At 58.3% G+C, this 14063-nt stretch carries 11 protein-coding genes; 4 read left to right on the top strand and 7 right to left on the bottom strand.

Annotated elements, in window-relative coordinates; genetic code table 11:
- Positions 1–846: 846 nt before the first annotated feature.
- On the bottom strand, positions 847–1425 hold the full coding sequence (locus tag ETAA8_RS33340) for a hypothetical protein (protein ID WP_145099510.1): 579 nt from the start codon (positions 1423–1425) through the stop codon (positions 847–849).
- Positions 1426–1469: 44 nt separating this feature from the next.
- Between ETAA8_RS33340 and ETAA8_RS33335 the strand changes: the two genes are divergently transcribed.
- Both ETAA8_RS33335 and pckA read left to right on the top strand, forming a co-directional pair.
- Positions 1470–1706, top strand: coding sequence for a hypothetical protein (locus tag ETAA8_RS33335; RefSeq protein ID WP_145099508.1), 237 nt, complete (start codon positions 1470–1472; stop codon positions 1704–1706).
- 158 nt (positions 1707–1864) lie between these two features.
- The gene (gene pckA, locus ETAA8_RS33330; protein ID WP_145099505.1) at positions 1865–3496 is read left to right on the top strand and encodes a phosphoenolpyruvate carboxykinase (ATP); all 1632 of its coding nucleotides are present in this window, start codon (positions 1865–1867) and stop codon (positions 3494–3496) included.
- Positions 3497–3513: 17 nt separating this feature from the next.
- On the opposite strand, the gene hemP is transcribed toward pckA, so the two are convergent.
- Positions 3514–3711 carry a hemin uptake protein HemP gene (hemP, locus tag ETAA8_RS33325; RefSeq protein ID WP_145099502.1) on the bottom strand — a complete coding sequence of 66 codons (198 nt, stop codon included), beginning with the start codon at positions 3709–3711 and terminating at the stop codon, positions 3514–3516.
- A gap of 296 nt (positions 3712–4007) precedes the next feature.
- Between hemP and ETAA8_RS33320 the strand changes: the two genes are divergently transcribed.
- A complete protein-coding gene (locus ETAA8_RS33320) occupies positions 4008–6308 on the top strand; it encodes a TonB-dependent receptor (protein ID WP_145099499.1) in 2301 nt (766 codons plus the stop codon).
- 27 nt (positions 6309–6335) lie between these two features.
- Here ETAA8_RS33320 and ETAA8_RS33315 read toward each other — a convergent pair whose 3' ends face one another.
- The 4 genes from ETAA8_RS33315 to ETAA8_RS33300 form a co-directional block, all read right to left on the bottom strand.
- On the bottom strand, positions 6336–6653 hold the full coding sequence (locus tag ETAA8_RS33315; RefSeq protein ID WP_145099496.1) for an FmdB family zinc ribbon protein: 318 nt from the start codon (positions 6651–6653) through the stop codon (positions 6336–6338).
- 144 nt (positions 6654–6797) lie between these two features.
- Positions 6798–9419 (bottom strand): trypsin-like peptidase domain-containing protein, encoded by a 2622-nt coding sequence (locus ETAA8_RS33310; RefSeq protein ID WP_145099493.1) that lies wholly within the window; start codon positions 9417–9419, stop codon positions 6798–6800.
- 256 nt (positions 9420–9675) lie between these two features.
- Positions 9676–10635, bottom strand: a complete 960-nt coding sequence (locus ETAA8_RS33305) for a fumarylacetoacetate hydrolase family protein (protein WP_145099490.1) — start codon at positions 10633–10635, stop codon at positions 9676–9678.
- A 315-nt stretch (positions 10636–10950) separates the two neighbouring features.
- The gene (locus ETAA8_RS33300; RefSeq protein ID WP_145099488.1) at positions 10951–11607 is read right to left on the bottom strand and encodes a methyltransferase family protein; all 657 of its coding nucleotides are present in this window, start codon (positions 11605–11607) and stop codon (positions 10951–10953) included.
- A gap of 589 nt (positions 11608–12196) precedes the next feature.
- Here ETAA8_RS33300 and ETAA8_RS33295 point away from each other — a divergent pair.
- Positions 12197–12688, top strand: coding sequence for a hypothetical protein (locus ETAA8_RS33295; protein ID WP_145099485.1), 492 nt, complete (start codon positions 12197–12199; stop codon positions 12686–12688).
- A gap of 160 nt (positions 12689–12848) precedes the next feature.
- On the opposite strand, the gene ETAA8_RS33290 is transcribed toward ETAA8_RS33295, so the two are convergent.
- Positions 12849–14036 carry a hypothetical protein gene (locus tag ETAA8_RS33290; protein WP_145099482.1) on the bottom strand — a complete coding sequence of 396 codons (1188 nt, stop codon included), beginning with the start codon at positions 14034–14036 and terminating at the stop codon, positions 12849–12851.
- Positions 14037–14063: the final 27 nt, after the last annotated feature.

Genomic DNA, 14063 nt, shown 5'->3' with positions numbered 1-14063 from the left:
CTAATAGCGAAGACGACACCCACAAGCCATTCCAGTGGTTCAGCACAACTCCACTCTTGGCCCTACTGGCCGGTCGTCACACATGAAGTAATTTCATCAACCGCATGATCGCGAGTTGATTTGTCATGGATGTATTTACAGTGGGTAGTTAGATGATCGTGGCGGGAGATAATCCCGATTCGGCACAGTATCGCCACAAAAATGGCGACTGTCTAACAGTGTCTTTTCAAGCCGCAACCAATTTGGTCGCGGCTTTTTTCGTTTCCCTTTCACTACCAAGGATTGCACGAATGTTTACTCAATCACGAGATGGCCCACAAATCACACCAGCCTTAATCAAGCTGGCCAGTCGCTTGCTGCCTGTCCGGGCGGCGCTGGAAATCTCAAGCGGGCAGTTGGAGGCAAGTTATGCCGCCCAAAGTGAGAGTCCGTTACTACTGGCGTCGACCCCGCGGGACCAATGGTGCAAAGACGGAGTTCGTTATCGAACACGTGCGATGCTACCCTGGTTGCTGCAACTGCCGGTAGGATTGTCTATGGCGACGAAAAAAGGCTGATAACCTTTTACAGTCACCAGCCCCTTCTTCAGTGAAGCGAGAAAACTGCTTTCGCAGTAACTGGCTCGTCTCGGCTCGAACCCGAGGCGGGCCTTTCTCGTTTAATTCCAGCTTAAATGGCACGACCGCAGATTGCCAGTCAATACCTTAGTAAACCATAACCTCGTAACCTTTGGAAATGTAACCGCTGCCATCCGGATGTCAAACGGTTCTTTGGCAAAGCGGCCGCAATTTGCGAACTAGCCCTAGTTGCTGGCACTAGCCCTAGTGTAGCCCTAGTCTGGATTTTCTACCCCCGCAGCCACTTCCCTCCGTCCTGCCGGTACTTGCCACGGTTCAACAGGTCGACAACGTGATTGCGGAACCCCGTTTTCGTCATCGTGGAAACGTAGCCCGCTTCTCTAACCGCTACGACAACTTCCGTGCTTGTCATGGGGCGAGTCAGTACCAAGTCGATAACTTGGCTCATGCTCATATCGAGCACCGACGACGCGTTCTCAGGGACCGGAACCTCATAGCGGACATAGCTCGCCGGCTCGTGGATAGTCGACCGCTTAATCCGGCGAATGATGCCGCGCTCTCGCAGGCGGGCGATGTGGTTGTGAATGGAGTGCATCCGCCAAGGCCGCGTAGGGTCGAGCGCTTCAAGTGCCGCCATGATGTCAACCGAGTTGAACGGTTCGTCGCGAGGAATTACGCGCTCGATGCACGCGCTGATTTTCTGATGCCGCGACGATTCAAGTCCGAGCAAGTCTTGCTCCAGCGTGGCGATCTGAGTGAGCGCTAGTTCGTATTCACGCCGCACGATGGCGATTGCCTTGTCCCGTTTGTCTCGCGCGCGTTTGCGCAGTGCTGCGAATTCATTCATGCCGGAATGCTACGGGTGAGCAATCGGCAGGCAAGGTTATAATCGTGTGTGTGGGTTTGGTCGGACAGTACCACCCGCGTGGCTTCGCCAATTGGAGCCGTCCGGAGTTCGCAGTGATCAGCGGCGGCTTCGATGTCGAAGACATCGCCGATATTAACGCGGTGAAATTTTCGTATGGCCAACTTGGCTCGCAGGTCTTTCATACAGCTGAAACTGGCTCGATTTGCTTCTTCATTTCTGCCGCGGGGATTCAAGTCGAAACCTTCCGCCCGCTGAAGTAGCCTTGGTCCTCACCTTGTCGACTACCGGCGTGACGTGCGAAGATGCCGACGAGCAAGGCGGAATCGGCCAGCGTCAGAGGCGGGCGTTAGCGGGTTTTTGCCGAGGCTCTTGTTGCCAGCTGTCTTCGATTCCATAGCGCGAGCAGGATTTCGCACTCATGCCTCATGTTCCGGATAGTTCGTTTGCCGATCCCAGCCCGGGTGTCGCCCCAGCTTTCGATCTCAAGAGCATCGGCATCACGGTGGAAGACATCCGCCGCAATCTGGCCCCTGCGGAGCTGTACGCGCTGGGCATTCGCGAAGATCCGCAGTGCAACATTGCCGATACCGGGGCGCTGATTGCCTACTCCGGCGCGAAGACGGGACGATCGCCCAAAGATAAGCGGATTGTGCGCGAGCCGGCGACCGAGCAGGACGTGTGGTGGGGAAACGTCAACATCGGCATCACGGACGAGATCTTTCAGATCAACCTGGAGCGGGCCAAGGACTATCTCAACACGCGGAAGAAGCTGTACATCGTCGATGCTTTTGCAGGCTGGGATCCGGCGACGCGCATGAAGATCCGCGTGGTCTGTTCGCGACCTTATCACGCCCTGTTCATGCACATCATGCTGATTCGTCCAACGGCTGACGAGTTGGCGAACTTCGGCGAGCCCGATGCCGTGATTTATAACTCGGGGCAGTTTCCGGCGAACCGGCATACCCCGGGCATGACTTCGAAGACCAGCATCGACCTGAATCTCGCGACACGCGAGATGGTGATTCTCGGCACCGAATACGCGGGCGAGATGAAGAAGGGCGTCTTCACGCTCATGAACTATTACATGCCGAAGCAGGGGATTGTGTCGATGCATTGCTCGGCGACAGCGGACAAACAGACCGGCCGGTCTTCGCTGTTGTTCGGTTTGTCGGGTACGGGGAAGACGACATTATCGGCTGATCCGAATCGGCTGTTGATCGGCGACGACGAGCATTGCTGGTCGAACGATGGCATCTTCAACATCGAAGGTGGCTGTTACGCCAAGGCCATCAACCTGTCGGCGACGGCAGAGCCCGAGATCTTTCAAGCCCTGCGATTCGGTGCGCTGCTCGAGAACGTGGTGTACGACCGGCAAACGCACCACGTCGATTTTGACGACCGCAGTATTACCGAGAACACGCGCGGGGCGTATCCGATTGAGTTCATTAGCAACGCCAAAATTCCCTGCGTGGCGGGCCATCCGACCGACGTGATCTTTCTGACCTGCGATGCTTACGGCGTGCTGCCGCCGGTCAGCAAACTCACGCCCGAGCAGGCCATGTATCACTACATCAGCGGTTACACGGCCAAGGTCGCCGGCACCGAGATGGGCGTGACCGAGCCGCAGCTGACGTTTTCGCCTTGCTTCGGTGGGCCGTTTCTCGTCTGGCATCCTTCGTACTATGCGGAACTGCTGGCCGCGAAGATGAAGGAGCACAAGGCCAACGTGTGGCTGGTGAATACCGGCTGGACCGGTGGCGCGTTTGGCACCGGCTCGCGCATGAAGCTCAAGCTGACGCGGGCGATCATCGACGCCATTCACAATGGCAGCCTGGCCAAAGTCGAAACGACGACCGATCCTGTGTTCGGCTTCGCCGTGCCGAAGACCTGCCCGGCCGTGCCAAGCGAGATCTTGCAACCGCGCAATACGTGGGCTGATAAGAGTGCCTATGACTCGGGCGCACAACGCCTGAGCGCTCAGTTCCAGGAGAATTTCGAGAAGTACGCGGCGAACGTCTCGGCCGAAGTGCGAGCTGCGGGACCCAAGTAAACGAATACGAGACGGCGTTACTTGTTCAGCACCAGTTTGTTGGTGCTGGTGATGCGCAACTTATATTGCTGATCGCCATGTTCGATCCACACTTCGCGCTGGTTGCCGAAGAGTTCCGCGGAAGTATAGATGCGTGGACTTTTCGACGGTTCTGCCTCGCGCGGCGCAGAAGAATCGGGCGAATCGTGAGGGGGCAACAAGTTGGGATCGTTCATGTCCGCTAGCTGCTGGCAATTCGCGCGCCACCAATTGCGAGAACTTACCAGCCACGGAAAACAGCCATAATTTGTACATTGCTAGCAGCAACCAAGCGCTAGCTGTCGGTGAATTCGACCCGTCTGTCGAAGTCCTCGCCATCCAAATTATGCAACCGTGTTAAACGGTACGACCGCTACAAACATTATTTAGCGAACAAACCTTGCAAAGACGAAAGGTTAGAGCAGCAGGCACCTGCTCACGCGCGACCAGCTCTGGGCCAACTTGCGCGCGGCAGGGGACGGAGTTTTGTGTGATGTTCTACCCACCGAGATGGATTGCCGCGCTCTTGGCGATGGCGGCGTTTCCCGCATTGGTTGGCGCTCAAGAGACAACTTCGACCAGCACTCTGCAACCAGTAACGGGTCAGCCGCAAACGCTGCCCGATACGGATGTCGTCGGTCAACCAACACCCTCGGCCACTCCGTTTGATCCGGGTAACCAAGATCTACCGGCCGGGAATTTTGCTTTTCCGGCACTGACCGAGCAGTTCTATGGTGGGGCATCGCCGCTGGATTTCGGCGGGCTGAATAATGTGATCAAGGGCGAGAAGTCCCTCTTCGAGCAATCGAACTTTGGCACCATCATCGACCAGGAAACGATTCGCGAGAAACAAGCAACGGATATGTTCCGCGCCTTGCAATTCGAGCCGGGTGTGCTGATGCAGCAAACAGGGCGGGGCCAGGCATCGCCGTTCATTCGCGGTGTAACGGGGCAGCAGTTGCTGATTCTGGTCGATGGCATTCGTGTGAACAACAGTGTGCTGCGGGCCGGTCCCAATCAATACTTCAATACGTTCGATCCTGGGCAAGTCGAGCGGATCGAAGTGCTGCGGAGCAGCGGTTCGGTGCTGTACGGCAGCGATGCCATCGGCGGCACGATCAACATTGTCACGCGGTCGGCCGATCCGACGCGGGCCAATTACACGGCCGGTTCGTTTCGCCAGTTTTTCAGCACGGCCGATAACTCGCCCTATAGCCGGGCAAATATCGAAGGCTGGGTCGGCGGTGGCGGCCTCTTTGCTGGGGCCAGCTTTATGGACGTGAACGACATCGATATCGGCGGCGGTCGCGGACGGCAGCCGTTCACCAACTACGAACAATATGCGGGGGACATCAAATACAATCTGATGGTCAACGACGACCAGGTAGTGACAGTTGCCCTCTCGCACTTCGAGCAGTCGAACCTGCCGCGGAGCGACCGCTTTCCGCCGTTCGTGTTCAATCGGCCCGGCAACACCGCGCGACCGACCTTCTTCGATCCGCAGCAGCGGGACCTGGCCTACATTCGTTGGCAAGGGATGGCCTACAACATCAACCCGCTCTTCGATACGTTCACGACGACCTTCTCGTATCAACGCACGAAGGAGGGTTCGCGTGAGTTCACCAACTTCAGTGTGCCGCTGAACGACTACACGCGCCGGCAAGAAGGTGAATTCGACGACGAAATGCTGGGCTTTCAAGCTTCGCTGTCGAAGGACTTGACCGCTGAAGGGTTCGGCATCATCACCTATGGAACTGACTACTACTACGAAGATATCGACGCCAGCCGGCAGCGCTTCAGCGTGCAGACCGGTGCGCCGCTGCCGCCCAATCAACAGGCCATTGGTCCGCAGTATCCTGACGATTCGATTGCCGATCGCGTGGGCTGCTATTTGAATTGGGACGTGCTGCTGACGAGTCGCTTGAATGCAGTGATCGGGGTGCGGTACGAAAACTCCGATCAGCAAGGGACGCCGCGGTTCTCATTCGCAGGTGTGCCGGAAGACGTCTTCTATTCACGAACCTACCAGGATTGGATCGGCAGCATCGGCCTGACTTACAACCTGACCGACGAGATCAACATCGTCGGTGGCGTGTATGAAGGCTATCGAGCGCCGACGGTGGACGACCTGGTCGTGAATACCACGTTTGCTCAGAACGCCGTCCAGTCACCTCAGTTGGCGGCGCTGAACGTACAGCCCGAACATAGCGTCACCTATGAGATCGGCGCCAAGTACAGCGGCGAACGGTTGCAGTTGCAGATCTTCGAATGGTGGAACTCGATCAACGACTACCTGGCCCGCGACACCGTCATGGGCAATACGGTCCTTGCCAATCACGATGCCTTTTTGAACGGCACCGAACTGGCCGGCGAGTACTTGCTCGATCCGACCTGGTCCCTCTTCGGCAACTTCGCCTATACCTTCGGTCAGGACCTGACCATTCAGGACCCGATTAATCGAATTCCGCCGACCCAAGGTGTACTCGGCTTGCGCTGGCGCGAACTCGACCGCCGCAGCTATTTCGAGGTCTTTGCGTGGATGGTGAACCGGCAAGATCGGAACAGTAACAATCCCAACACGGTCGGCGATAGCCGCTTCTATGTGAATGGCCAATTCGCGACTCCCGGGTTTGCCACGCTGAACTTGCGGACCGGGACCACGTGGGGCGAGTTCGACCAGCATCGCGTGAGCTTGTCGTTGGAAAATATTACCGACCAGTACTACCGCGTGCATGGCAGCGGTGTCGATGGCACGGGCTTCAATGCGATCTTCGGTTACGAGTATCGCCAGTAATGCGGCAGCGGCAACAGGCTCCCGGCGTTACAGGTCGCCGGGAGAAACCGGGGCATCGCGCGAGATCGTATCGGGCCCTTTGCCCACGGTCTTCTCGTAGGTGCCGTCGCCCGATTTTACGTACTTGGTGAAGCCGAGGCGGCCGAGCTTCTTATCGTCGGCTGCACTCTTGCCCATCGCCGAGTCGGACCACTTGCCGCCGATGTTCGGCGCTTGAAACACACGGCGAATGGGCAGGCCCGTCTCAGGATGCTGCTTGAGCGGTTCCTCGGCCATGCTTTGAAAAATTTCGAACTGCTCGCCCGAGTCGTCGTCGGTGATCACTTCGTAAACGTAGAGGGGCATGGCGTTAAGGGAGTATTCTTGGTGGCGGTTGGTTAACTACCACCATTATAGCACCGACGCGCGGGAAGTCAGGAGTCGGCGGTCAGAGATCGGCAGGTCAGTCGTAGTCACTCTTACTTCTGCCTTCTAACATCTGCCTCCCTTTCACTCGACTTTAAGAATCATCAGCACGCCGGGACTGACGATGCCATCGACGGCGCTCCAATTGCCAAGGTCAGCACCGGCCTTAACTTCGGGCCGCGGTGTTCCGCCGGGCAGGTGCATATCGAGAAACTTGACGAGGTCGTTTGAGGGAATGGCGAGACCATAACTATCGACGCCGGCGAAAATGTTGCCGCCTGTTTTGGCTGTGACCATGCCGACAACGTTTCCCTTCTGGTCGCACAATGGACCACCGCTATTGCCGGGATTTACGCGCAGGTCGAGCGTAATCATGTTCTCGTTCGACTCGTCGGGCAGGGCCATCACGCCCCCGGTTGTCAGCTTCAGGTTCGAACCCAAGGCATCGCCCAGCGGATAACCAAAGGCCGCGACATTCAACCCACGGCCGACAGCAGCGGGACTGACCGAGATCGGTTTGATGGTGCTCCCGGCGGGCAGGGTGACTTTGAGAATCGCCATATCGCGATCGGCGTCTTTGGCGATTACCGTGGCATCGATGGTGTCTTTGCCGCCGGGCAAGCGGACCACGACTTTGCCGGGACCATCGATCACGTGGTGGTTGGTCATGATGTAGCCCGCGTCGGAAACCAGAAAGCCCGTGCCCGACGAGAGAATGCTGCCGCGCTCGATCAATTCCTTGGCCGAGGCGATGGCCTCTTTCAGCTTGGCATCTTTGGGGCTGTAAGTCGCCGCCCGCGAGAGATGCTTGAGCGCTTCGTCGCGTCGATCGGCCCGGCCCAGCAAGCTGGCGGCAAGGATGTGCATCCGCGCGCCGCGATCGTCGTTGACGAACTTTTTATTGGTAAGCCAGTCTTTCAGCGGCTCGACAAACTGGGTGACTTCAATTTCGTCGTCCGCATCCGTATCGACTGCTTTGACCATCAACCCCGCTTCGACAAAGCTTTCGAGTTGTCCCTTCTCGTTGTTGGGATCCAAGCGAGTGGCCACGCGCGACCAATTATCGATCTCTTCCTTATAGCGCGAGACGAGCTTCTTTTCGAGCAGCCATTCGACGAGTTTCACGGCGGGGTCGAGCGATTCGCCTTTGACCTCGGCCCACATCCGGTCACGCTCGGTGCGGTCAGCTTCCCCTTCACTCAGGTAACCCTTGAGATCCTTCGTGCCGTTCTTCCATTCGGTTTGCAGGTAGTAAGTCTTTCCCTTGTAATCGAGCAATGCCAGCGCCGGGATCTGCCGCAGGCCGAACTCCCGCAGCATCGCAAAGTTCTGCGCCGAATCGAATAAGTTGTTATGCCCTTCGCGCGTGCGGGGCAGATCGATAATCACGGGCACATAGGCAGCCGTGATTTGGTCCTTCAGCGCCTGCTCTTGCACGAGCCGAGCGAGGGACTGGGTCTGCGAATCGGTATCGCTCGAACCGAAGATAATCAGGATTCCCTTTTGCGACTTGAGCGCCGCTTCTTTGGCCAGATGAAAGTTCTGCGTGAAACCTTCAAAGCCCGTGACAGGCGAACCGGCACCAAGGCCAACCGAGAAGTCGGTGCCGTCCGACTTAGTGGCACCACCGGGGCCCTTGCTGGCGATGGTTGACCCACCCGTGCCGAAGACGTCCTTCGTCCATTCAGGTTTATATGTGGTTGTCTGGCCGGCAACGATCGTCACCTTGGTATCGACGCGGGCATAGCCTCGCCTTCGCAGAATCAGGGCATGTTCGCCGGGACTCAGGTCGTAATACAACTCGCCCTTGCTGAGAGTGATTTCGGGCTTGGTGTCGATGAAGACCTGGAAGGTTTCCTTGCGATCTTCCTCCGCCCAATCGATCACCAGTTTGCCGGTCCCTTTGACGATGGCACTCTTGCCGCCGTTCTTGGTTCCCTTCGCAACGGTTTTGCCACCTGAATTCAGCAGTACGAAACCGGCACCCGCGCCGCCGACAATCAACATCAGGCCGACAACGCCGGCGATGATGAGCGGCAGGGCCGAGTTGCCACTGGCTTTGATTGGCTTGCTTGGCAGGCCGGGTGCAGCGTGAGGATCGCTCGGTGCGGCGTGAATGGCCGAAGCGGAACTCACCTTGGGACGGCTAACATTCAATTGAAAGCCCAAGCTGTCCGCCGGATTGGCGGGGGCCTGCGGCGCGCTCAGCGCCGGATTGACGGGGGCACCATGGGGCTGGGCACCATGAGGCTGAGCATAGGGGTCGGCATACTGATTGGCATACGGAGTGTGCTGAGGAACTGGCACTGGTTCTTCGACCAATGCGTTCATGGGCTGTTCGTGCACCGGCACTGCCACGGGGGGCGGCGGACGATGGGCGGGCAACGTACGACTTGGCACCGGTTTGCTAACGGGGATCGAACTACTGCTCGCATGTGCGGGGGGAGCCAGTTTGGAAGCAGGATGGCTCGGCGGAAACTGATCGGGATGCGCCCCAGGCGCGGCAGGTGCCGGCGACGATTTGGGGGGTGCCACCGTCGTCAGCGTGGGAACAATCGTGGTGCTGCTCGAGACGGGCGCACTCCCCGCGGCAGGGACTTCGACCACCTGCGAACACTTCGGGCAGCGAGCCTTCCGGCCAGCGTACTTGGCGTCGACTTTGAACTTGGCCGAACAAGCAGTGCAGCGGCAAAGTACTTCCGACATGTCTGGAATCCGAATCGTGGCGAGAGGAGTTGGACAAGCAAGCAGGTCGACGAGATCACCAGCCGAAAGCTACTAACCGCGCAGCAGCATAGCCGGCGAGAGTTGGTGGTTTCGGAGTTGATATTATCAACCGCTGTGCGCTTGTCCGCAAGGATTTCGACGAGAAGTTTACTCACCCAAATGCGCAAACAAAAAAGCATTCGGGATTATTGATTCCTACAACCTATTCTCGTTGCTTCGCCAGCGAAGAACTCTCTTAAGCTTCATCCTTAATGGGCGAGACAAGCGTGCCGATGTTTTCGATCCAGGCTTCGACCTTATCACCAGCGTGCAAATAGGTCTGGCTCGTGTTGCCCACGCCGGCGGGTGTGCCCGTGGCAATGATGTCGCCGGGTTCCAGCGTGACGATGTCGCTGATGAAGGCGATGGTCGCCGCGACCGAGAAAATCTGCTGCGCGGTGGATGCGTCCTGCCACACTTTGCCGTTGACGGTCAGCTTCATCTTCAACTTTTGTGGATCGGGCACAGTGGCCGCCGAAACCACGCACGGACCGCAGGGGCAGAAGCTATCGTGCCATTTGCCGTGCAACCAATCGAAGAAGCTATCGTTCTTCCGCTCCTTGCGGCCGGGGTTCGGTTTGAACTTGCGGTCCGAGATGTCGTTGACCACCGTATAGCCCGCGACGTGCTGCAGGGCGTTGGCTTCAGTGATGTGCTTGCCACCCTTGCCGATCACAATGGCCAGTTCGCATTCCCAGTCGACGTTGTTGGCCGAAACCTTGGGCACAAACACCGGCTTGCCGGGATCGGCGAGCGTGGTGCTTGGCGGCTTCATAAAGACGTAAGGAAATGTCTCGGCCCGCTCGGTGGCGATGCCACCACCTTCTTGAATGTGCGAGTTGTAATTGCCGGCCAAGAGCAGCAGCTTGTTGGGCCGCGCAATCGGGACGAGCAGTTGGACCTTGTCGGTTTCCACTCGCGCATTGGCGGGCAACATCGATTCGTTCTTGGCCACCCAATCGAAGAGCTTCTGCGCGGCCTCGGCGTGTTTGCCATTGGGGAGCAAGTCGATGAGCGAATCGCCCACCGGAATTGGCAGCCGTTCGTGCGTCCCTTGTCCGTAAGCGGTTGCTGCGGCGGCCAGCGAGATGATCGACTTTTCGTCGTAAAAGCCAACCTGAACCGAGTCACGCTGTTGATAACGACAGAGACGCATGGAGATGCTCCGGGGGGGAAAGGTGGCGGGAATCTTTCGGCCCAGCCAGGCAGCGGCTTGCGCGCGGGGCCAGCTTGGGTCAATGCAGGGCAGGGTTGAGTCAACACAGGGCCTGTTGTGATATCACGCCCAACATGCCGCATGCAACTATTTTTGCGGCTTCCCTTGCCAGCCATCCATGAGGACAGGCCTCGTTGCCTGTCCGCTCTTCCCCGTGTGACAGGCATCTTGCCCGTCATTCCGTGGGACAGGCACCTTGCCTGTCATTCCTTCACCGTACTTTCCTGCACCGGCCGGAATTCGCTTCCACTTTCCTTACGGCAGGTTGAACCACGCCGGCCACCACGACAACATCCGCACGTGCTCCAGAAAGTACCACAACACGGGAATCGCACCCCAGTGCATCATTCGCAGCAGTTCGGCCCGCAGGCCAATCAGGCGGACGGTGATTTCTTCGCGCGATTGATAAGTGCTGAAGTTCGGAATGATCCGCGGCACGCGGCGGCAATAGTCGCGAAACTCGTCGCCATAGCAGACGGCCAGCCGTTCTTCTTCAACGGGCACCGTGATTGTCAGATAAATGATCGAGACCAGCAGCATCGCGCCGATCAGCAGCAGGCTTTGCATGAAGATGCCCACCGATAGGCACATCAGCAGCGAACCCAGGTACAGAGGATTGCGGCAAATCGAATAGGGACCGTCGACGATCAACTCGTTCAACTTGCGGCCACCGATGTACAACGTGGCCCACCAGCGCAGTAACGCCCCGCACAAAAAGAACGCCCAGGCAGCGATCTCGACGCCCAGTTCGGCCAGGCTATCGTCGGCAAAGTGGGTCCGCGAAAAGACCGCCAACACAATGACGGGACAGAGCAGCAAGAGCGAAATCCACGCCCGCGAGCGGCGAATAAAATCGCGGCTGGCCGAGACAGGATCGATGAAAGTGCGAGCTTCCGTGGGTGCGGCGTTCATAGTGGACTCAGTAGAGCATGACGGGCGAATTGACGAGAAGTTCAATTCCGCTTGAATTTTGCCCGCTCAGAAGCTTTGTAATCATCGGCGTTTGCATCACAGACGCTGATACCTGTCGAAGCTGCCGGATCGTCATACCCAGAACACCCGATTCACCCTTTTTATCTGGTCTAGCCTCGCTAGCGACCCGCTGACAGCATTTTTTCTTGCCGCGGCAAGATTTGCCGATTGCAGAGATTTTCTCGATTCTGCCGATTCTGCGGGCCGATATCTCCTTCTGACACCCACACAGGGAGTCGTTTTGTGGAACCGCCGTAGTGCCGATCGTTGGCCCTGCGGTTGTGGAATGTTCTGCGATTGGCCGCGCACGGAAGCTACAGCCATGATCAAATGGGCTTTGCCGACGATTGTCCTTGCCCTTCTCTCTGCCAGCGGATGCTGTTGCGGACCTTGCGGCCCACGTCCGGCACTGTTTGCCGGCTGCGGACCCGCCTGCGGCCCAACGTGCGGTCCCACTTGTGGACCGACCTGCGGTCCCAGTTGCGGACCTTCGTGTGGCCCTTCGTGCAACACCTGCGGACCTCGCAGCTTGACCTGCAGCCCCTGTGGCGGCGGACTCAAATACTGGCTCAACGGACGCTGCTATGCCGGCCGCAGTTGCGGCGAGCGCTACGTCGGCGAGTGGGTCAGCGATGGCCCCGACTGCTGCGACCCCTGCAACAAATGCGGTAACTTCGTCGGCCCCCGCTGCTGCGGACCAGGCCCACGACCTCTCCTCTTTCTGTGGCAGAGCATAGTTTGCGGCACTCCGTGCAACAGCTGTAACAGTTGCGGTGGTGCGGGCTGTGATTCGTGCGGCGGTGGTAGCAGTGCCTACTACGGCGGCGAACATGGCAGCCTCATGCACGAAAATTGGGATCATCAACCGACTCCCGCCGTTCCCGGCAAAAACATTCACCAGGCTGGCCAACCAACGCCCGCCCAAATTCGCACCACTCAACGCCCCATGCCCGCTGGTCCCATGACACAAGCTCGCGCCGTCTCCACCAGCCGCGCTCCCGCCTCGCACTATCACCGCTAACGCGACGAGTCAGGGCTGAGCTGAAGGGACGAAGGGACGAAGGGACAAAGGGACGAAGAGACGAGTGGCTACCACTCCTCACTCCCTCGCCTCGGTACTCCGGGGAGAGGGGCAGCACTGTGCACGACCTTTCCTTCGCTCGCAATCTCCCCGCTCGTCTTCATTCTGCCTTCTGCATTCTGCGTTCTTCCTTCTCCCTTTCCTCCGCCCTTTCCCGTTCCTCACGCTTCCACGGTTTCTCCGGTTCGACCCACATGCCCGGAATCGGCATGAGGTAGCCACCCACGTCGCGAAAGATGCGGCCGTGCTGGTTGACGTGCAGCTTGCTCTTCTTCACGGGCTGCCTTGACGCGCTCTTTGACTGCACTGGAAGTTCCGCGGGGCGCTCGTGCGGCTCCAGCAGTTCCGGCGCATGCTGCAACTTGTACGACAGCGACAACTGCTGCGCTAACCGGCTCCTCCCCTCTGCGGTCAGGTTCTGCGGGATCTCTAGCTTGGGAGTAGAAGCAGAGGGGGAGACAGGAACAGGAATTGACGTCTGGAAATTTCCGGAATCTTCAATTGTTTCGACATGACTCGCTACGCTCTTATCTACTGACTCCTCCACGACTTCCGCCACAATAACTTCCTCCTGACTCGCACAACTTTCCATTTTCAATTTCCAGAATTCTTCCTCCGTCTTCACTTCTGCATTCTGACTTCTACCTTCTGACTTGTTCTCTGCTTCCTTCTCCCCCTCTCCCTCACTCCCACTCTCCCCCTCTTTCCCCGCCCGCTCCCACTTCGCCAGTTCCCGCAGCGACAGGTCCACCTCCGCGCGCAGCTCGGCGATCATTTCTTCCTTCGTCAGCGCGGCGGGCTCGAACAGTCGCCCCTCGCAGCTGAGATCGACCGTGCCGTCGCGCTTGAGCCCGTCGAGTTCCGCCAACTCGCGGCTGATCTCGCGGGCCTCGCGCAGCATCCGTGGATTGCCGCGGCACTGCCGGCTCCACGATTCCTCGCGCTCGATGACGCCGTTTCGTTTCACGACCTTGGCCGAGACGAGCGGCTTGCGCGACTCGCGCCACGCCTCCATCGAATCTTCGTACATCATTTGCAGTTGCCGTCGCCGCAATCGCACGCAGTTGTACAACCGCTGCTCGCGGCTCAGCTCGCGAAACTCCGCCGTTTTCCGCGTGATGTGCGGCACCAGCGAGCCTTGCCACTGCTCCATCTTCTGCACGATTTTGCAGATCGCGCTCGGCGTCAGCTGAAAGCTGATCGCCACATCCTTCTGCTTGCGCCCTTCGACGCGAACCAACTTGAAAATCTCGATATCCTGGGCACTGATGCGTAGCTTGCGAGACATAACGGCTCCTTTCGAAATGAAAACAAA

Origin of the sequence: Anatilimnocola aggregata (assembly GCF_007747655.1) — a bacterium.
GTDB classification, from domain to species: domain Bacteria; phylum Planctomycetota; class Planctomycetia; order Pirellulales; family Pirellulaceae; genus Anatilimnocola; species Anatilimnocola aggregata.
This window is presented reverse-complemented; position numbering and strand designations above follow the sequence as displayed.

Excerpts from the sequence above, each read along its gene's own strand:
- ETAA8_RS33340 (WP_145099510.1), bottom strand. The coding sequence starts at position 1,425 with ATGAATGAATTCGCAGCACTGCGCAAACGCGCGCGAGACAAACGGGAC.
- pckA (WP_145099505.1), top strand. The coding sequence starts at position 1,865 with ATGCCTCATGTTCCGGATAGTTCGTTTGCCGATCCCAGCCCGGGTGTC.
- hemP (WP_145099502.1), bottom strand. The coding sequence starts at position 3,711 with ATGAACGATCCCAACTTGTTGCCCCCTCACGATTCGCCCGATTCTTCT.
- ETAA8_RS33320 (WP_145099499.1), top strand. The coding sequence starts at position 4,008 with ATGTTCTACCCACCGAGATGGATTGCCGCGCTCTTGGCGATGGCGGCG.
- ETAA8_RS33315 (WP_145099496.1), bottom strand. The coding sequence starts at position 6,653 with ATGCCCCTCTACGTTTACGAAGTGATCACCGACGACGACTCGGGCGAG.
- ETAA8_RS33310 (WP_145099493.1), bottom strand. The coding sequence starts at position 9,419 with ATGTCGGAAGTACTTTGCCGCTGCACTGCTTGTTCGGCCAAGTTCAAA.
- ETAA8_RS33305 (WP_145099490.1), bottom strand. The coding sequence starts at position 10,635 with ATGCGTCTCTGTCGTTATCAACAGCGTGACTCGGTTCAGGTTGGCTTT.
- ETAA8_RS33300 (WP_145099488.1), bottom strand. The coding sequence starts at position 11,607 with ATGAACGCCGCACCCACGGAAGCTCGCACTTTCATCGATCCTGTCTCG.
- ETAA8_RS33290 (WP_145099482.1), bottom strand. The coding sequence starts at position 14,036 with ATGTCTCGCAAGCTACGCATCAGTGCCCAGGATATCGAGATTTTCAAG.